The sequence below is a fragment of the Streptomyces sp. NPDC001914 genome, from assembly GCF_042891215.1.
GTDB lineage: Bacteria > Actinomycetota > Actinomycetes > Streptomycetales > Streptomycetaceae > Streptomyces.
Window position 1 is genome coordinate 176551 of the sequence record NZ_JBIASW010000005.1, and the last position, 17726, is coordinate 194276.

At 68.8% G+C, this 17726-nt stretch carries 15 protein-coding genes and 1 tRNA gene; 10 read left to right on the forward strand and 6 right to left on the reverse strand.

The annotated features are described in order from the left end of the window. Nucleotides 1-78: 78 nt before the first annotated feature. The 6 genes from rsmG to rpmH all read right to left on the reverse strand — a co-directional run bounded on the left by rsmG (nucleotide 79) and on the right by rpmH (nucleotide 3624). The gene (gene rsmG / locus ACFYYF_RS16385; RefSeq protein WP_361693366.1) at nucleotides 79-795 is read right to left on the reverse strand and encodes a 16S rRNA (guanine(527)-N(7))-methyltransferase RsmG; all 717 of its coding nucleotides are present in this window, start codon (nucleotides 793-795) and stop codon (nucleotides 79-81) included. A gap of 118 nt (nucleotides 796-913) precedes the next feature. After that, nucleotides 914-1423, reverse strand: coding sequence for a R3H domain-containing nucleic acid-binding protein (locus tag ACFYYF_RS16390; RefSeq protein WP_266760610.1), 510 nt, complete (start codon nucleotides 1421-1423; stop codon nucleotides 914-916). A gap of 15 nt (nucleotides 1424-1438) precedes the next feature. Beyond that, complete coding sequence (yidC, locus tag ACFYYF_RS16395; RefSeq protein ID WP_388776102.1) at nucleotides 1439-2740, reverse strand: membrane protein insertase YidC; 1302 nt, start codon at nucleotides 2738-2740, stop codon at nucleotides 1439-1441. Nucleotides 2741-2743: 3 nt separating this feature from the next. Next, the gene (gene yidD / locus ACFYYF_RS16400) at nucleotides 2744-3097 is read right to left on the reverse strand and encodes a membrane protein insertion efficiency factor YidD (protein WP_361693362.1); all 354 of its coding nucleotides are present in this window, start codon (nucleotides 3095-3097) and stop codon (nucleotides 2744-2746) included. Next, the gene (gene rnpA, locus ACFYYF_RS16405; RefSeq protein WP_078942937.1) at nucleotides 3094-3465 is read right to left on the reverse strand and encodes a ribonuclease P protein component; all 372 of its coding nucleotides are present in this window, start codon (nucleotides 3463-3465) and stop codon (nucleotides 3094-3096) included. The genes yidD and rnpA overlap by 4 nt, the downstream gene beginning before the upstream one ends. A gap of 21 nt (nucleotides 3466-3486) precedes the next feature. Further along, the gene (gene rpmH / locus ACFYYF_RS16410) at nucleotides 3487-3624 is read right to left on the reverse strand and encodes a 50S ribosomal protein L34 (RefSeq protein WP_006381191.1); all 138 of its coding nucleotides are present in this window, start codon (nucleotides 3622-3624) and stop codon (nucleotides 3487-3489) included. A gap of 398 nt (nucleotides 3625-4022) precedes the next feature. On the opposite strand from rpmH, the gene dnaA reads away from it, so the two are divergent. The 10 genes from dnaA (at nucleotide 4023) to ACFYYF_RS16460 (ending at nucleotide 17705) form a co-directional block, all read left to right on the forward strand. Then, on the forward strand, nucleotides 4023-6038 hold the full coding sequence (gene dnaA / locus ACFYYF_RS16415) for a chromosomal replication initiator protein DnaA (RefSeq protein WP_388776107.1): 2016 nt from the start codon (nucleotides 4023-4025) through the stop codon (nucleotides 6036-6038). Nucleotides 6039-7128: 1090 nt separating this feature from the next. Then, entirely contained in the window at nucleotides 7129-8259 is a 1131-nt protein-coding gene (gene dnaN, locus ACFYYF_RS16420) for a DNA polymerase III subunit beta (RefSeq protein WP_361693357.1), read from the forward strand. Between the two features lie 189 nt (nucleotides 8260-8448). Beyond that, the gene (gnd, locus tag ACFYYF_RS16425) at nucleotides 8449-9324 is read left to right on the forward strand and encodes a phosphogluconate dehydrogenase (NAD(+)-dependent, decarboxylating) (protein WP_361693355.1); all 876 of its coding nucleotides are present in this window, start codon (nucleotides 8449-8451) and stop codon (nucleotides 9322-9324) included. 141 nt (nucleotides 9325-9465) lie between these two features. Then, entirely contained in the window at nucleotides 9466-10590 is a 1125-nt protein-coding gene (gene recF, locus ACFYYF_RS16430) for a DNA replication/repair protein RecF (protein WP_361693353.1), read from the forward strand. Then, nucleotides 10587-11162, forward strand: a complete 576-nt coding sequence (locus tag ACFYYF_RS16435; protein ID WP_388776112.1) for a DUF721 domain-containing protein — start codon at nucleotides 10587-10589, stop codon at nucleotides 11160-11162. The genes recF and ACFYYF_RS16435 overlap by 4 nt, the downstream gene beginning before the upstream one ends. Before the next feature lie 678 nt (nucleotides 11163-11840). Next, entirely contained in the window at nucleotides 11841-13904 is a 2064-nt protein-coding gene (gene gyrB, locus ACFYYF_RS16440) for a DNA topoisomerase (ATP-hydrolyzing) subunit B (RefSeq protein WP_361693349.1), read from the forward strand. Between the two features lie 42 nt (nucleotides 13905-13946). Next, nucleotides 13947-16538 (forward strand): DNA gyrase subunit A, encoded by a 2592-nt coding sequence (gene gyrA / locus ACFYYF_RS16445; protein WP_361693347.1) that lies wholly within the window; start codon nucleotides 13947-13949, stop codon nucleotides 16536-16538. Nucleotides 16539-16556: 18 nt separating this feature from the next. Further along, nucleotides 16557-17264: a DUF3566 domain-containing protein gene (locus tag ACFYYF_RS16450; protein WP_361693345.1), complete on the forward strand. Its 708-nt coding sequence runs from the start codon at nucleotides 16557-16559 to the stop codon at nucleotides 17262-17264. Between the two features lie 101 nt (nucleotides 17265-17365). Next, nucleotides 17366-17439, forward strand: a tRNA-Ile gene (locus ACFYYF_RS16455). 47 nt (nucleotides 17440-17486) lie between these two features. Then, the gene (locus ACFYYF_RS16460; RefSeq protein ID WP_388776116.1) at nucleotides 17487-17705 is read left to right on the forward strand and encodes a hypothetical protein; all 219 of its coding nucleotides are present in this window, start codon (nucleotides 17487-17489) and stop codon (nucleotides 17703-17705) included. Nucleotides 17706-17726: the final 21 nt, after the last annotated feature.

A 17726-nucleotide genomic window follows, 5' to 3' on the forward strand; every position in this document is an offset into this window, starting at 1 on the left:
ACAACTCCTGGATCCGAACACCGAAACTCCCGGCCCCTTCACGTAGGAACCGGGAGTGCAAGGCTCACATCGACCGGATCAGCGCCGGCGGCGCGTCCGGCCCGTCCTGGCGGCCTTGGCCCGCTTCGCGGCGAAGCGCACACCGCCGGGGCTCTCGCCCACCTCCACCCGCACCACGGTGGACAGGGGATCCACGACGCCCTCACCGACCTGGAGGATGGACGTCTCCACGGCACCGAGCTTGCTCAGCGCCGTGGCTGAGGCCTTCAGCTCCTCCTCGGCGGTGTCGCCCTTGAGGGCCAGCATCTCGCCGTACGGGCGTAGCAGCGGAATGCCCCAGGTAGCCAGCCGGTCGAGCGGAGCGACCGCCCTCGCCGTCACCACGTGAACCGGCTGCAGCTTGCCCATGACCTCCTCCGCACGCCCGCGGACGACGGTCACATGGTCGAGACCGAGCAGTTCCACGACCTCGGTGAGGAAGTTGGTCCGCCGCAGCAGGGGCTCAAGCAGTGTGATCTTGAGGTCCTCCCTGACGAGCGCCAGGGGAATGCCGGGCAGCCCCGCACCGGAACCGACGTCGCACACGGTCACGCCCTCGGGCACGACCTCGGAGAGCACCGCGCAGTTCAGCAGGTGCCGCTCCCACAGCCGGGGCACTTCCCGCGGGCCGATCAGCCCACGCTGCACCCCCGCCTCGGCCAGCAGTTCCGCGTACCGGACCGCATCCGCGAAGCGATCACCGAATACCTCGCGCGCCTGCTCGGGCGCGGGGGGAAGCTCCGCTGCCTCCGTCACGGGGGACCGTCCTTCCGTACCGCTTGAGCGCACTGAGCGCTGATCACCAGGACTATCAGGCTGACAAAATTCGGCCCCGTCTGCGCAACAGACGGGGCCGAAGGAACGTACGTACCGATCAGGCAGGGAGCACGACGACGAAGCGCTGCGGCTCCTCGCCCTCGGACTCACTGCGCAGCCCGGCGGCCTTGACCGCGTCGTGCACGACCTTGCGCTCGAAGGGCGTCATCGGGTCCATCTTCACCGGCTCACCGGAGCTCTTGACCTCGGCCGCGGCCTTGGCACCCAGCTCGGAGAGCTCCTCGCGCTTCTTGGCCCGGAATCCCGCGATGTCCAGCATCAGCCGGCTGCGGTCCCCGGTCTCCCGGTGCACGGCCAGACGCGTGAGCTCCTGGAGCGCCTCCAGCACCTCGCCGTCGCGGCCGACCAGCTTCTGCAGGTCTCGGCCGCCGGAGTCGCTGATGATCGAGACAGCGGCGCGGTCGGCCTCGACGTCCATGTCGATGTCGCCGTCGAGATCGGCGATGTCGAGCAGACCCTCGAGGTAGTCCGCCGCGATCTCGCCCTCCTGCTCCAGGCGGGTCAGGGTGTCGCCCTCAGCGGCGGCGGAGGTGGTGCCTTCCGTCACGGGATGGACTCCTTCTTACTTCTTGGACGGGGACTTGGGCCGCTGCGGGCCCTTGCGCTGTCCGGACTGGGCCTTGCTGCGGGTGCCGGTGCCGGGCTTGTTGCCGCCCCCGGGGGAGGGCTTGGCCGCGGTGGCGGGCTTGGCGTCCTGCGGCTCGTCGGACTTGCTGAGCGAGGTCTTCGGCTCCGCGTCGTCCGCCGGCGCGCTGCCGGAGGAGGCCCCGCCCGACTGACGCTGTGCCTTGGACTGGCGCTTCGGCTGCTGACGCTTGGGAGCGGCGGCCGTGGTGGTCGTGGTGCCGTCCTCGGACTCGACGACGGTCGTGTTCTCACCGGCCACCACGAGCCCGTCGGCCTGGGCCACGAGGCCCGCCTTGGTCAGGCTGTTGATGAACTTGCGCTCGGACTCGTTGCGCTCACGGCCCTTGATGACGATGGCCTTGACGATGGCCTTCTCGCCGCGGCCGCGGGTCTTGCCGTGCTGGGTGACCCGCTTCTCCAGGCGCTCCAGGTACGCGGCCTGAGCCTTCGAGCCCGGCGTCGGGTTGTTGCGGATGACGTACATCTGCTGGCCCATGGTCCACACGTTGGTGGTCAGCCAGTAGACGAGGACACCGACCGGGAAGTTGATGCCGAAGACGGCGAACATGACCGGGAAGACGTACATCAGCATCTTCTGCTGCTGCATGAAGGGCGTCTTCACCGTGGTGTCGACGTTCTTCGTCATCAGCTGACGCTGGGTGTAGAACTGCGAGGCCGACATCAGGACGATCATGATGGCGGTGACGACGCGGACGTCCGTCAGCGTGGCACCGAGCTTTTCGACCGTCTCGGCGCTGTCGGTGAACTTCGCCGCGAGCGGGGCACCGAAGATGTGGGCCTTACGGGCGCTGGCGAGCAGCTCCTCGTTGATGACGCCGATCGTCGTGCCCGTCGCGATGCCGTTGAGCACGTGGTACAGGGCGAAGAAGAACGGGGACTGCGCCAGGATGGGAAGGCACGAGGACAGCGGGTTGGTACCCGCCTCCTTATACAGCTTCATCATCTCTTCGGACTGGCGCTGCTTGTCGTTCTTGTAGCGCTCCTGGATCTTCTTCATCTCGGGCTGCAGCGTCTGCATGGCCCGGGTCGCCTTGATCTGCTTCACGAAGAGCGGGATCAGGCAGATGCGGATCAGAATCACCAGGGACACGATGGACAAGCCCCAGGCCCACCCGGTGTCGGGGCCGAAGATGGCGCCGTACACCGTGTGGAACTGGACGATGACCCAGGAAACGGGTGTCGTGATGAAGCTGAAAAGACTGGCAATCGTGTCCACTAATCAAGCTCCTTGAGCATGGGACGGGGTCTCGGCGGCCGGGCTCGGGGCAGTGGGCTCCCCGGTGGCCGGTTCGGCGGCGGAGGTCCCGCCCCTGCGTGCACGCCAGGCGTTACGCAGCAATTCGTGCCACCGCGGACGCTTGCGCGGCGGGACATGGTCCACGCCGCCCAGCGACCACGGATTGCACCGGAGGATGCGCCAGGCGGTCAGTGCCGTTCCCTTGATCGCACCGTGCCGGTCGATGGCTGTGTAGCCGTATCGGGAGCACGACGGGTAGTACTTGCAGACCGGCCCGAGCAACGGGCTGATCGTCCACTGGTACAGCTTGATGAGTGCAAGCAGTGGGTACTTCATCGCGCGCCCCCTCCCAGCAGCCGCTGCAGGGCGGCATCCAGGTCTCGGGCCAGCTGTTCATGGTCGGCGTCACCCGCACCGGGCAGCGCTCGTACGACTACCAGGCTACCGGGGGGCAACAGGGCGACTCGGTCGCGCATCAGATGGCGAAGTCTGCGCTTCACCTTGTTGCGCACGACCGCTCCGCCCACGGCTTTGCTCACGACGAAACCCGCACGCGTCGAGGGAGCGCTCTCCCCAGGCGCGTGCGGGTCCGGTGCACCGCTGCGTAGATGGACGACGAGAAGCGGGCGTCCGGCCCGGCGTCCTCGGCGTACCGCGGTCGCGAAGTCTTCGCGCCGCCTCAGCCGATGCTCGGTAGGCAGCACGAGATCATGACCTGTGAGTAATCAGGCGGACAGGCTGGCGCGACCCTTGCCACGGCGGTTCGCGAGAATCGCGCGGCCGGCACGGGTGCGCATCCGCAGGCGGAAGCCGTGGGTCTTGGCGCGACGACGGTTGTTCGGCTGGAAGGTGCGCTTGCTCACTCGGGGGCTCCAGAAAGAATCGGTGGTGGCGGGGTGCCGTCCTGGCTGTCACCGTGCGCCCACGAGGAAACTCGCATTACGCCCGAGTGCACCGCTTCCCGATCGCTCTTCGCGATCTGTGCCCATCGGAGGCAGGCGGCAGCAGCCATCGACAACTCGACCTGGTTACGGTACGCGCGGCTACGCCATCCGGTCAAACCAACCTCCGGCGGGGGACACTATCCACAGGCTGGGGACAACAACTTGAACCGCACCCGTCGCCCTGACTACCGTGGCTGAACTCCGATTCGTTCCCTTCCCGCCGCCCCAGCGGTTTTGTTCCCCCCGCCCCAAGCGACTGACTTCCCAACCTGTTCCCAGAACCACACGTTCGTGGGACCCGTGAGAGAGCGTGCCCCGTGGCTGACGTACCTGCCGATCTTGCCGCAGTGTGGCCACGCGTACTGGAACAACTGCTGGGCGAGGGCCGCGGACAGGGTGTCGAGGGGAAGGACGAGCACTGGATCAAGCGCTGCCAGCCCCTGGCCCTGGTCGCCGACACCGCGCTGCTCGCCGTTCCCAACGAGTTCGCCAAGAACGTACTGGAAGGCCGTCTCGCCCCGATCGTCAGCGAGACGCTGAGCCGCGAGTGCGGGCGCCCCATCCGGATCGCCATCACCGTCGACGACTCCGCGGGCGAGCCCTCCATGCCCGCCCCGCCCCGCTACGAGGAGCCCGAGCTCCCCGCCGGACCCTCCCAGGGCCGTGACCCCTACGAGAGCCAGGGCCGCGACGACCGCGGCGGCTACGACGGCGGCGGATACGACGGATCACCGGCACGGGAGGACCGCGGCGCGTACGAGGGACAGGGACGGGACGAGCGCGGCGGCTACGACGCCGGGCAGGGACGGGACGACCGCGGCGGGTACGAGCCGCAGGGACGCGACGACCGCGCTCCCTACGACTCCCGTCGCGACGGGTACGAGGGCTACGGCCGCCACCGCGCGGACGACCACCGCGGCGGCCGCGCCGAACCGCTGCCCGGTGCCCCCGGCGACCAGCTCCCCACCGCCCGCCCCGCGTACCCCGACTACCAGCGCCCGGAGCCGGGCGCCTGGCCGCGCCACTCCCAGGACGACTACGGCTGGCAGCAGCAGCGCCTCGGCTTCCCCGAGCGGGACCCCTACGCCTCGCCGCCGCAGGACTACCGGCCCCAGTCGGTGGAGCGCCCGCCCTACGAGCAGCAGCGCACCGACTACGACCAGCGCCCCGACCGCCGCGATCTGCAGGACTCCTCCGACGGCGGCCAGGGACGCCGGGGTGTCCCCTCCCTGCCGTCCGCCGGCGGTGCGCCGGGGTCGAAGTCCGCGCAGCCCGCGTCGGCCCCGGGTCCGGGCGAGCCCACCGCGCGGCTGAACCCGAAGTACCTCTTCGACACGTTCGTGATCGGCGCGTCGAACCGTTTCGCGCACGCCGCGGCCGTGGCCGTCGCCGAGGCGCCGGCGAAGGCCTACAACCCCCTCTTCATCTACGGGGAGTCGGGACTCGGCAAGACGCACCTGCTGCACGCGATCGGGCACTACGCGCGCAGCCTCTACCCGGGCACCCGGGTGCGGTACGTGAGTTCGGAGGAGTTCACCAACGAGTTCATCAACTCCATCCGCGACGGCAAGGGCGACAGCTTCCGCAAGCGGTACCGGGAGATGGACATCCTGCTCGTCGACGACATCCAGTTCCTCGCGGACAAGGAGTCGACGCAGGAGGAGTTCTTCCACACCTTCAACACCCTGCACAACGCGAACAAGCAGATCGTGCTCTCCAGCGACCGGCCGCCCAAGCAGCTCGTCACGCTGGAGGACCGGCTGCGCAACCGCTTCGAGTGGGGTCTGATCACCGACGTCCAGCCTCCCGAGCTGGAGACCCGTATCGCCATCCTCCGCAAGAAGGCGGTCCAGGAGCAGCTCAACGCCCCGCCGGAGGTGCTGGAGTTCATCGCGTCCCGGATCTCGCGCAACATCCGCGAGCTGGAGGGCGCGCTGATCCGGGTGACGGCGTTCGCGTCGCTCAACCGGCAGCCGGTGGACCTCGGGCTGACGGAGATCGTCCTCAAGGACCTGATCCCCGGTGGTGAGGACTCGGCCCCCGAGATCACCGCGACCGCGATCATGGCGTCCACCGCCGACTACTTCGGGCTCACGGTGGACGATCTGTGCGGGTCCTCGCGCAGCCGCGTCCTGGTGACGGCACGGCAGATCGCCATGTATCTGTGCCGTGAGCTCACCGATCTGTCGCTGCCGAAGATCGGCGCGCAGTTCGGCGGCCGCGACCACACGACCGTGATGCACGCGGACCGCAAGATCCGCGCGCTGATGGCCGAGCGCCGTTCCATCTACAACCAGGTCACCGAGCTCACGAACCGCATCAAGAACGGCTGACGGAGGCCGGCACAGGCCGGCGGCGACCGCTCCGGGGCGTCCAGGGACATCGTCCCGGGGCGCCCTTCGCCGTTCCCGCCCTCCGTCGCGGCCCTCGCCGCGGGCTCCCGTTCCCGCCCCGTGCCGTCCCTCGGTGCCGCCTCTAGATGCCGAGCCCGTCACCGCCCCGTCGCCGCTCCCGCTCCCGTGCCGCCGTCCGTGGCGCCTCCGTACGCGGCTCTTTCCGCGCCCGCGCGCAGGCTTCCGAGGGCTTCAGGGACGCGTTCCGGGGGTTCCCGGCCCTCCGCGGGCGCTACCGGCCCGACATCTGCTGTTCGAATCCGAGCCGGGTTACGGCCTCTCTCCACAGATGTGGCGACTTTTTTCCGTCCACATCCTGGGGACTGGGAAGTTGTCCAGATCGTTTCCACAGGTAGCACTGTTGAAAGGTCATCAGACCAGGTCAGGCGCCTGTGGATTCGTGGATGAAGACTCTCCACAGGCTGTGGACGATGAGAAGATCCACAGCCTGTGCACCAAGTTGTCCACCGGCGGCCCACAGGCTGGAGCCGGTTGTCCCCAGCGATCCCCAGCTTCTCCACATCCCTGTCCACTGTTCGGCAACCAGCCGCGCCATCTCACCGCGTCGAGTGAAAGGCGTCACACCGAGGTGCCGGATTGGCCTGTGGGGAACGGGGGTAAAGCTGGGGACGACGCTGGGGAGAAGTCGCCCCCGGCTGTGGACCGAGTGTGCAGAACTTTTTGTTCTCCACAGAGACCCCGAGTTGTCCACCGCCTCCACCCACAGGCGCGGTGGATAAAAAATCGCCTCTGAGCTGCGAAAACGGGGTTATCCACGGTATCCACAGGCCCTACTACTAAGACCAACTAGAGAGAGCCTGAGAACCGTTTCGAAGAGGGGGCTGTGCACAACTCGCTCCCGGCGGCTCGACTGCCGCTCGGCACGACTTGACCCCGAGGGGCAACGACTGTCAGCGCGGTGCGTCAGACTGGTCCCCGGTGTCCTTCCCCGAAGCAGTCGGGACGACACCGAGTCAGACGACGAAGGCCAGCAGGGCGAGAGCGCCGGCAACAGACGGAGGCGGCAACGGTGAAGATCCGGGTGGAACGCGACGTACTCGCGGAGGCAGTGGCCTGGGCGGCACGCAGCCTCCCGGCCCGTCCGCCGGCTCCTGTGCTCGCCGGCCTCCTTCTGAAGGCCGAAGAGGGCGCACTGAGCCTGTCCAGCTTCGACTACGAGGTCTCGGCACGGGTCTCCGTGGACGCGGAGATCGACGAGGAGGGCACGGTCCTCGTGTCCGGCCGTCTCCTCGCGGACATCTGCCGCGCGCTCCCCAACCGGCCGGTGGAGATTTCCACAGACGGTGTACGGGCGACCGTGGTCTGCGGCTCCTCGCGGTTCACACTCCACACCCTGCCTGTGGAGGAGTACCCGGCACTGCCCCAGATGCCGTCGGCGACCGGCACCGTCCCCGGTGAGGTCTTCGCCTCCGCCGCCGCCCAGGTGGCCATCGCCGCCGGGCGCGACGACACGCTTCCCGTGCTCACCGGTGTGCGCATCGAGATCGAGGGCGACAAGGTCACCCTGGCGTCCACCGACCGGTACCGCTTCGCGGTCCGCGAGTTCCTGTGGAAGCCGGAGAACCCCGAGGCGTCCGCGGTCGCCCTGGTGCCCGCCAAGACGCTCCTGGACACCGCCAAGGCCCTCACGGGCGGCGACAGCGTGATCCTGGCGCTGTCCGGCTCCGGCGCGGGCGAGGGCCTGATCGGTTTCGAGGGCGCCGGGCGGCGTACGACCACCCGTCTGCTCGAAGGCGACCTCCCGAAGTACCGCTCGCTGTTCCCGACGGAGTTCAACTCCATCGCCGTCATCGAGACCGCCCCCTTCGTGGAGGCCGTCAAGCGCGTGGCCCTGGTCGCCGAGCGCAACACCCCGGTGCGGCTGAGCTTCGAGCAGGGCGTGCTGATCCTGGAGGCCGGCTCCAGCGACGACGCACAGGCTGTGGAAAGGGTCGACGCCCAGCTCGAGGGCGACGACGTGTCGATCGCCTTCAACCCGACGTTCCTGCTCGACGGCCTGAGCGCCATCGACTCGCCGGTGGCCCAGCTCTCCTTCACGACCTCCACGAAGCCGGCGCTGCTCAGCGGCAAGCCCGCCCTGGACGCCGAGGCGGACGAGGCCTACAAGTACCTGATCATGCCGGTGCGCCTGTCCGGCTGACCCCGGAGCCCGCCGGTCCCCGGGGCCGGCGGGCGCACCGCGGGCGGGCATACGTCTGAGCGGGTATGCCCACAGATGTGCGTGAGTTCCACCGGTGCCCGAAAGGCGTGGGTGGTACCCCCCGGTTTAGGCTCGGACCCAGGTACGAGAGTGCCCTCACGCCACGTCGCAACCCCTAAGGAACAACTGATGGAGCTCGGTCTCGTCGGCCTCGGCAAGATGGGCGGCAACATGCGCGAGCGGATCCGCCGCGCAGGTCACACCGTCATCGGATACGACCGCAACCCGGACCTCGCCGATGTCCACAGCCTGGAAGAACTCGTGGGCAAGCTCAAGGGCCCGCGCGTGGTGTGGGTCATGGTCCCCGCGGGCGCCGCGACCCAGTCCACCATCGACGAGCTGGCCGCCCTCCTGGAGCCGGGCGACGTCGTCGTGGACGGCGGGAACTCGCGCTGGACGGACGACGAGAAGCACGCCGTCGAGCTGGGCATCAAGGGCATCGGCTTCGTCGACTGCGGTGTCTCCGGCGGCGTCTGGGGCCTGGAGAACGGCTACGCGCTGATGTACGGCGGCCACGCCGAGCACGTCGCCGCGGTGCAGCCGGTCTTCGACGCCCTCAAGCCCGAGGGCGACTTCGGAGCGGTGCACGCCGGCAAGGTCGGCGCGGGCCACTTCGCGAAGATGGTCCACAACGGCATCGAGTACGCGATGATGCAGGCCTACGCCGAGGGCTGGGAGCTGCTGGAGAAGGCCGACTCCGTCACCGACGTGCGCGAGGTCTTCCGCTCCTGGCAGGAGGGCACGGTCATCCGCTCCTGGCTGCTCGACCTCGCCGTCAACGCGCTGGACGAGGACGAGCACCTGGAGAAGCTCAAGGGCTTCGCGCAGGATTCCGGCGAGGGCCGGTGGACGGTCGAGGCCGCCATCGACCACGCGGTGCCGCTGCCCGCGATCACCGCGTCGCTCTTCGCCCGCTTCGCCTCGCGGCAGGACGACTCGCCGCAGATGAAGATGATCGCGGCGCTGCGCAACCAGTTCGGCGGCCACGCCGTCGAGAAGGCCTGATGAAGGCCCCGGGTTCTCCGCACCCGGGGTGACCCGGTTGTCCACAGCCGGGGGAAGAACCTGAGGACCGGGGTCCGCACGGACCCCGGGGAGAACCCGCAACACCCGAAACACCACGCTGGGGGAGGTCGGCGAACGACCATGCACGTCACGCATCTGTCGCTGGCCGACTACCGCTCGTACGCCCGGGTCGAGGTCCCGCTCGACCCGGGCGTCACCGCGTTCGTGGGACCCAACGGACAGGGCAAGACGAACCTGGTCGAGGCCGTCGGCTATCTCGCCACCCTCGGCAGCCACCGCGTCTCCTCGGACGCGCCGCTGGTGCGCATGGGCGCCGACCGGGCGATCATCCGGGCCAATGTCCGCCAGGGCGAGCGCCAGCAGCTCATCGAGCTGGAGCTGAACCCGGGCAGGGCGAACCGCGCCCGCATCAACAGGTCCTCCCAGGTCAGACCCCGTGACGTCCTCGGCATCGTACGGACCGTCCTGTTCGCGCCCGAGGACCTGGCGCTGATCAAGGGCGATCCCGGGGAGCGACGCCGGTTCCTCGACGAGCTGATCACCGCCCGTTCCCCGCGCATGGCGGGCGTCCGGTCCGACTACGACCGGGTCCTCAAACAGCGCAACACCCTCCTGAAGTCAGCCGCGCTCGCCCGCCGGCACGGCGGCCGCACGATGGACCTGTCCACGCTCGACGTGTGGGACCAGCACCTCGCGCGCGTGGGAGCCGAGCTGATGGCCCAGCGGCTCGACCTGGTCGCCGCGCTCCAGCCGCTGGCCGACAAGGCGTACGAGCAGCTCGCGCCCGGCGGCGGGCCCCTCGCCCTGGAGTACAGGGCGTCCTCGCCCGGCGTCGTGGGCCACGCCCGCGAGGAACTGTACGGACAGCTCATGGCCGCCATGGAGGAGGCCCGCAAGGCGGAGATCGAGCGCGGGGTGACCCTCGTGGGTCCCCACCGGGACGATCTGGTCCTCAAGCTGGGCCAGCTGCCGGCCAAGGGATACGCCTCGCACGGCGAGTCCTGGTCGTACGCGCTCGCGCTGCGCCTGGCCTCGTACGACCTGCTCAAGGCCGAGGGCAATGAGCCGGTCCTCGTCCTCGACGACGTCTTCGCGGAGCTGGACAGCCGCAGGCGTGAGCGTCTGGCGGAGCTGGTCGCCCCTGGCGAGCAGGTGCTCGTGACGGCCGCCGTCGACGACGACGTACCGGATGTTCTGGCCGGGACGCGGTACGCCGTGTCCGAGGGAACGGTGGAACGCGTATGACCGAGAACACACCGGGAAAGGGTGCCGAGGGCGCGTCCGGCGCCGCGCCCCGCGGGAAGGCCCCGGAGCCGTCCGGCGTCGACCTCGCGCGCGTGGCGCTGCGCGCCGCGAAGGAGCAGGCACGCGCGCGTGGGGACGCGGCCCAGCAGAAGAAGCAGGCGCGCCGCGGCGGCGGCCTGCGCTCCGGCTCGGGTGCCGACGGACGCGACCCCATGGCGCTCGGCTCCGCCATCAACCGGCTGCTGACCGAGCGCGGCTGGGAGACCCCGGCCGCGGTGGGCGGCGTGATGGGCCGCTGGCCGCAGATCGTCGGCGAGGACCTGGCCAAGCACTGTGTTCCGCTGCGCTACGACGACGACCCGGCCGAGCGGGTGCTCACGGTGCAGTGCGACTCGACCGCCTGGGCGACCCAGCTGCGCCTGCTGGCACCGCAGCTCGTCGCGCGGCTGAACCAGGACCTCGGGCACGGCACCGTGCGTCTGATCAAGGTCCAGGGGCCGACGGGCCCCCCGCGCCGGTACGGGCCGCTGCGCGCTCCGGGCAGCACGGGTCCCGGCGACACCTACGGGTGACCCGTCCCCTCGGGTGACCGTGTCCGGGCGGTGACCGTGTCCGGGCCGGGGGCCGCAGGCGATTTCCGGCCATCGTCCGCGAAGGGGCCGAGCCGTGCCGTGGCCCCCTTCGGGGTGTGCGCGGCCGTCGAACGGCGCCGGCGGGGACCGATCGTCCCGCGCCCCGACCCGTCGTCGGTCCCGCCCCTGGACGACCCCTGGTCCCCCCGCGTGTCCGGTGCCTGTCACCCGCAGGGTGAGCCGCCCTCCGCCACCCCCTGCCCGGTGATCCTGAAGACCCTTCATAAGCGCAGGTCACAGGCGTGTCAGTAGCTGCCCGAAGGGCTTCTCGGCCACCCCGTGGGACGCCGGCGACGGGCTCTCGCCGACCGTTGCGGGTGCCCGCGCGCGGTGGTGGACGGCGACCTGACCCGTGAGTAGCCGGGGGTTGACACTCGGAAGGGCTGAGTGCCGCTGTGAGCCTCTTTGGGCCCGGGTCCGCATATGGGGAGTCGGGCGAGACCGGTTCAGGGCGGCACATGCGGACTCAGGTACCGGCAAACCCCCATCACTGTCGGCGCTACCGGTAGACTGGAAGCTAATCCCGCCCCACTAGTGGGACGCACCGAGCAACGCTGACTAAGGCTTACCACCGCAACACGCCGCAGCCGCTCCGGCCACCCGCCGGGAGTTCGGCTTGTGCTGTGCCAGAAAGGGCGCTTCGTGGCCGATTCCGGCAACCCCAACGAGAACATCCCGTCCACCGACGCCGGCGCGAACGGCGAGGTCACATCCTCGTACGACGCCAGTGCCATCACCGTCCTCGAGGGTCTGGACGCGGTCCGCAAGCGACCTGGCATGTACATCGGTTCCACCGGTGAGCGTGGACTCCACCACCTCGTGTACGAGGTGGTGGACAACTCGGTCGACGAGGCGCTGGCAGGCCACGCGGACACGATCGAGGTCACGATCCTCCCGGACGGCGGCGTGCGCGTCGTCGACAACGGCCGTGGCATCCCCGTGGGCATCGTCGCCTCCGAGGGCAAGCCGGCCCTCGAGGTCGTGCTGACCGTGCTGCACGCGGGCGGCAAGTTCGGCGGCGGCGGATACGCGGTGTCCGGCGGTCTGCACGGCGTCGGCGTCTCCGTCGTCAACGCCCTGTCGAGCAAGGTCTCCGTCGAGGTCAGGACGGACGGCCACCGCTGGACGCAGGACTACAAGATGGGCGTCCCGACGGCTCCGCTGGCCCAGCACGAGGCGATCGCCGAGACCGGCACGTCGGTCACCTTCTGGGCCGACGCCGACATCTTCGAGACCACGGAGTACTCCTTCGAGACGCTCTCGCGGCGCTTCCAGGAGATGGCGTTCCTCAACAAGGGCCTGACGATCAAGCTCACGGACGAGCGTGAGTCGGCGAAGGCCACCTCCGGCGCGGACGAGGCGGGCGCCGACGAGAAGGCCGAGGTCAAGACCGTCACGTACCACTACGAAGGCGGCATCGTCGACTTCGTGAAGTACCTCAACTCCCGCAAGGGAGAGCCGGTGCACCCCACCGTCATCGACCTGGAGGCGGAGGACAAGGACAAGAGCCTGTCCCTCGAGGTCGCGATGCAGTGGAACAGCGGCTACAGCGAGGGCGTGTACTCCTTCGCCAACATCATCCACACCCACGAGGGCGGTACGCACGAGGAGGGCTTCCGTGCGGCGCTGACCTCGCTCATCAACAAGTACGCGCGCGACAAGAAGCTGCTCCGCGAGAAGGACGACAACCTCACGGGCGACGACATCCGCGAGGGTCTGACCGCGATCATCTCGGTCAAGCTGAGCGAGCCCCAGTTCGAGGGCCAGACCAAGACCAAGCTGGGCAACACGGAGGCCAAGACCTTCGTCCAGAAGGCGGTCTACGAACACCTCAACGACTGGCTCGACCGCAACCCGAACGAGGCCGCGGACATCATCCGCAAGTCCATCCAGGCGGCCACCGCGCGCGTGGCGGCCCGCAAGGCGCGTGACCTCACCCGCCGCAAGGGCCTCCTGGAGTCGGCGTCCCTGCCGGGCAAGCTCTCGGACTGCCAGTCGAACGACCCCACCAAGTGCGAGATCTTCATCGTCGAGGGTGACTCCGCCGGCGGCTCGGCCAAGTCCGGCCGCAACCCGCAGTACCAGGCGATCCTCCCGATCCGCGGCAAGATCCTCAACGTCGAGAAGGCGCGGATCGACAAGATCCTGCAGAACCAGGAGATCCAGGCGCTGATCTCCGCCTTCGGCACCGGAGTCCACGAGGACTTCGACATCGAGAAGCTCCGCTATCACAAGATCATTCTGATGGCGGACGCCGACGTCGACGGCCAGCACATCAACACCCTGCTGCTGACCTTCCTGTTCCGCTTCATGCGGCCGCTGGTCGAGGCCGGGCACGTGTTCCTGTCCCGTCCGCCGCTGTACAAGATCAAGTGGGGCCGGGACGACTTCGAGTACGCGTACTCGGACCGCGAGCGCGACGCCCTCATCGAGCTCGGCCGCCAGGCGGGCAAGCGGGTCCGCGAGGACTCGATCCAGCGCTTCAAGGGTCTCGGTGAGATGAACGCCGAGGAACTGCGCGTGACCACGATGGACATCGAGCACCGGGTCCTCGGCCAGGTCACGCTCGACGACGCCGCCCAGGCCGACGACCTGTTCTCGGTCCTCATGGGTGAGGACGTCGAGGCGCGCCGCGCGTTCATCCAGCGCAATGCCAAGGACGTCCGCTTCCTCGACATCTGAGTCGGTCTCAGCTGACCGCGTCAGAAAGGATCTTCACCAGCAATGACCGACGAGAACGCTCCGATCACTCCTGAAGAGGACGAGTCGACCCTGCGCATCGAGCCCGTCGGGCTCGAGACCGAGATGCAGCGCTCGTACCTCGACTACGCGATGTCCGTCATCGTGTCGCGTGCCCTGCCCGACGTACGGGACGGCCTCAAGCCCGTCCACCGCCGCGTCCTGTACGCGATGTACGACGGCGGCTACCGGCCCGAGAAGGGCTTCTACAAGTGCGCCCGCGTCGTCGGCGACGTCATGGGCAACTACCACCCGCACGGCGACTCCTCGATCTACGACGCGCTGGTCCGCCTCGCGCAGCCGTGGTCGATGCGCATGCCGCTGGTGGACTCCAACGGCAACTTCGGATCTCCCGGCAACGACCCGGCGGCCGCGATGCGGTACACCGAGTGCAAGATGATGCCGCTGTCCATGGAGATGGTCCGCGACATCGACGAGGAGACCGTCGACTTCACGGACAACTACGACGGCCGCTCCCAGGAGCCGACCGTCCTGCCGGCCCGGTTCCCGAACCTGCTGATCAACGGCTCCGCCGGTATCGCGGTCGGCATGGCGACCAACATCCCGCCGCACAACCTGCGCGAGGTCGCGGCCGGTGCCCAGTGGTACCTGGAGAACCCCGAGGCCTCGCACGAGGAGCTCCTGGACGCGCTGATCGAGCGCATCAAGGGCCCCGACTTCCCGAGCGGCGCCCTGGTGGTCGGCCGCAAGGGCATCGAGGAGGCGTACCGCACGGGCCGCGGCTCCATCACGATGCGCGCGGTCGTCGAGGTCGAGGAGATCCAGAACCGCCAGTGCCTGGTGGTCACCGAACTCCCGTACCAGGTCAACCCCGACAACCTCGCCCAGAAGATCGCCGACCTGGTCAAGGACGGCAAGGTCGGCGGCATCGCGGACGTCCGGGACGAGACCAGCTCCCGTACCGGCCAGCGGCTCGTGATCGTCCTCAAGCGGGACGCCGTCGCCAAGGTCGTCCTGAACAACCTGTACAAGCACACCGACCTGCAGACGAACTTCGGCGCGAACATGCTGGCGCTCGTCGACGGCGTGCCGCGCACCCTCTCCCTGGACGCGTTCATCCGCCACTGGGTGGCGCACCAGATCGAGGTCATCGTCCGCCGGACGAAGTTCCGGCTGCGCAAGGCCGAGGAGCGCGCGCACATCCTGCGCGGCCTGCTGAAGGCCCTGGACGCCATCGACGAGGTCATCGCGCTCATCCGGCGCAGCGACACCGTGGAGATCGCGCGCGAGGGCCTGATGGGCCTCCTGGAGATCGACGAGATCCAGGCCAACGCGATCCTCGAGATGCAGCTCCGCCGGCTGGCCGCCCTGGAGCGTCAGAAGATCATCCAGGAGCACGACGAGCTCCAGGCCAGGATCCGCGAGTACAACGAGATCCTCGCCTCGCCGGTGCGCCAGCGCGGCATCATCAGCGAGGAGCTCGCCGCGATCGTCGAGAAGTTCGGCGACGACCGCCGCTCCAAGCTGGTGCCCTTCGACGGTGACATGTCCATCGAGGACCTGATCGCCGAAGAGGACATCGTCGTCACCATCACGCGCGGCGGCTACATCAAGCGCACCAAGACGGAGGACTACCGCTCGCAGAAGCGGGGCGGCAAGGGTGTCCGCGGCACGAAGCTGAAGCAGGACGACATCGTCGACCACTTCTTCGTGTCGACGACGCACCACTGGCTGCTGTTCTTCACGAACAAGGGCCGGGTCTACCGCGCCAAGGCCTACGAGCTCCCGGACGCCGGCCGTGACGCGCGTGGACAGCACGTCGCCAACCTGCTGGCCTTCCAGCCGGACGAGGCGATCGCCGAGATCCTCGCGATCCGCGACTACGAGGCCGCGCCCTACCTGGTGCTCGCCACCAAGGGCGGACTGGTCAAGAAGACGCCGCTCAAGGATTACGATTCGCCCCGTTCCGGGGGTGTCATCGCGATCAACCTGCGTGAGACCGAGGACGGATCCGACGACGAACTGATCGGAGCCGAACTCGTCTCCGCAGAGGACGATCTGCTTCTGATCAGCAAGAAGGCCCAGTCGATCAGGTTCACGGCGACGGATGACGCCTTGCGACCGATGGGCCGTGCGACCTCGGGCGTCAAGGGTATGAGCTTCCGCGAGAGCGACGAACTCCTCTCGATGAATGTTGTTCGACCCGGTACGTTCGTGTTCACTGCCACAGACGGTGGGTACGCGAAGCGGACCGCCGTCGACGAGTACCGCGTCCAGGGTCGCGGCGGCCTCGGAATCAAGGCCGCCAAGATCGTCGAGGACCGTGGTTCGCTCGTCGGCGCGCTGGTGGTCGAGGAGACCGACGAGATCCTCGCCATCACACTGTCCGGTGGTGTGATTCGTACGCGAGTCAACGAGGTCAGGGAGACGGGCCGTGACACCATGGGCGTCCAACTGATCAACCTGGGCAAGCGCGATGCCGTGGTCGGCATCGCTCGTAACGCCGAGGCCGGCCGGGAGGCGGAGGAGGTCGACGGCGACGAAGCCGTGGACGAGACCGCCGAAGGCGTCGAGGCCGTCGGTACGGAAGAGGGCGAGCCGTCCTCGGCCGAGTAGCGCGAGGAGTGAGTCGTCGTGAGTGGAGCCACGGGCGCCGGATCGACCGGTACGGATACGGACGGCGGCCGTGGCACCGCCATGGACGGGACCGACTCCCATGACTCTCATGGATCCCAGGGGGGAACTGTGACGGACACCCGGGGCCAGCAGGCCCAGCAGCACGCGGGCGGGCAGGCGGCCCCGGTCGCTCCGGGCGTGCCGCCGGTGGCGCCGGCCGCGGCGGCATCACCGCTGCCCGGCGAGCGGCACGGGCAGCAGGCCGCCCAGCCGTATCACCCGCCGCAGGCGTACCCGGCGCAGGCGCCGTCCGGCGCGGTCCGCCGGCCGCGCACCGGCGCGCGCACGACGCCGCGCGTGCGCAAGGCCCGGCTGCGGGTGGCCAAGGCCGACCCGTGGTCGGTGATGAAGGTCAGCTTCCTGCTCTCCATCGCGCTCGGCATCTGCACGATCGTGGCGGCGGCGGTGCTGTGGATGGTCATGGACGCGATGGGCGTCTTCTCGACCGTCGGCGGCACGATCTCCGAGGCGACCGGGTCGAACGAGTCCAACGGCTTCGACCTCCAGTCGTTCCTCTCGCTCCCGCACGTCCTGCTGTTCACGTCGATCATCGCGGTCATCGACGTGGTCCTCGCGACCGCTCTGGCGACCCTCGGAGCGTTCATCTACAACCTCTCCGCCGGCTTCGTCGGCGGTGTGGAGCTGACCCTCGCAGAGGACGAGTGAGGGCGCGTTCAAACGCCCTCCGACTATCGATTTTGGGACTGGCCGCGTCGTGCGCTAATCTTCAGAGGTCAGCGCGCGGGACACACACCGCAAAGCGCGGCGGGGCTATAGCTCAGTTGGTTAGAGCGCATCCCTGATAAGGATGAGGCCACAGGTTCAAATCCTGTTAGCCCCACAGCACGAAGACCCCCGGTCCACTTGGGCCGGGGGTCTTCTGCGTCCATGGCTGACATCGACCCGAGAGGCGCGATGACCGATCCTGACAGAGCTGGTGGTCGCGACCCCCTCTACGACGATCCGTATGAACGAGGAAAGCTGGATCAGGCGTCCTGCGGCTGGATCCTCCTGGCTGCATTCATCCTCGTGGCGCTCGTCGTGCTCCTTCTGTACGTCTTGCTCCTGCTGGAGCCGTCGACGCCGTACCCGCCCGAGCACCGCTGACGGCTTCCTGGGGTCGCGCTG

Excerpts from the sequence above, each read along its gene's own strand:
- yidD (WP_361693362.1), bottom strand. The coding sequence starts at position 3,097 with ATGAAGTACCCACTGCTTGCACTCATCAAGCTGTACCAGTGGACGATC.
- gnd (WP_361693355.1), top strand. The coding sequence starts at position 8,449 with ATGGAGCTCGGTCTCGTCGGCCTCGGCAAGATGGGCGGCAACATGCGC.
- recF (WP_361693353.1), top strand. The coding sequence starts at position 9,466 with ATGCACGTCACGCATCTGTCGCTGGCCGACTACCGCTCGTACGCCCGG.
- ACFYYF_RS16435 (WP_388776112.1), top strand. The coding sequence starts at position 10,587 with ATGACCGAGAACACACCGGGAAAGGGTGCCGAGGGCGCGTCCGGCGCC.
- gyrA (WP_361693347.1), top strand. The coding sequence starts at position 13,947 with ATGACCGACGAGAACGCTCCGATCACTCCTGAAGAGGACGAGTCGACC.
- ACFYYF_RS16460 (WP_388776116.1), top strand. The coding sequence starts at position 17,487 with ATGGCTGACATCGACCCGAGAGGCGCGATGACCGATCCTGACAGAGCT.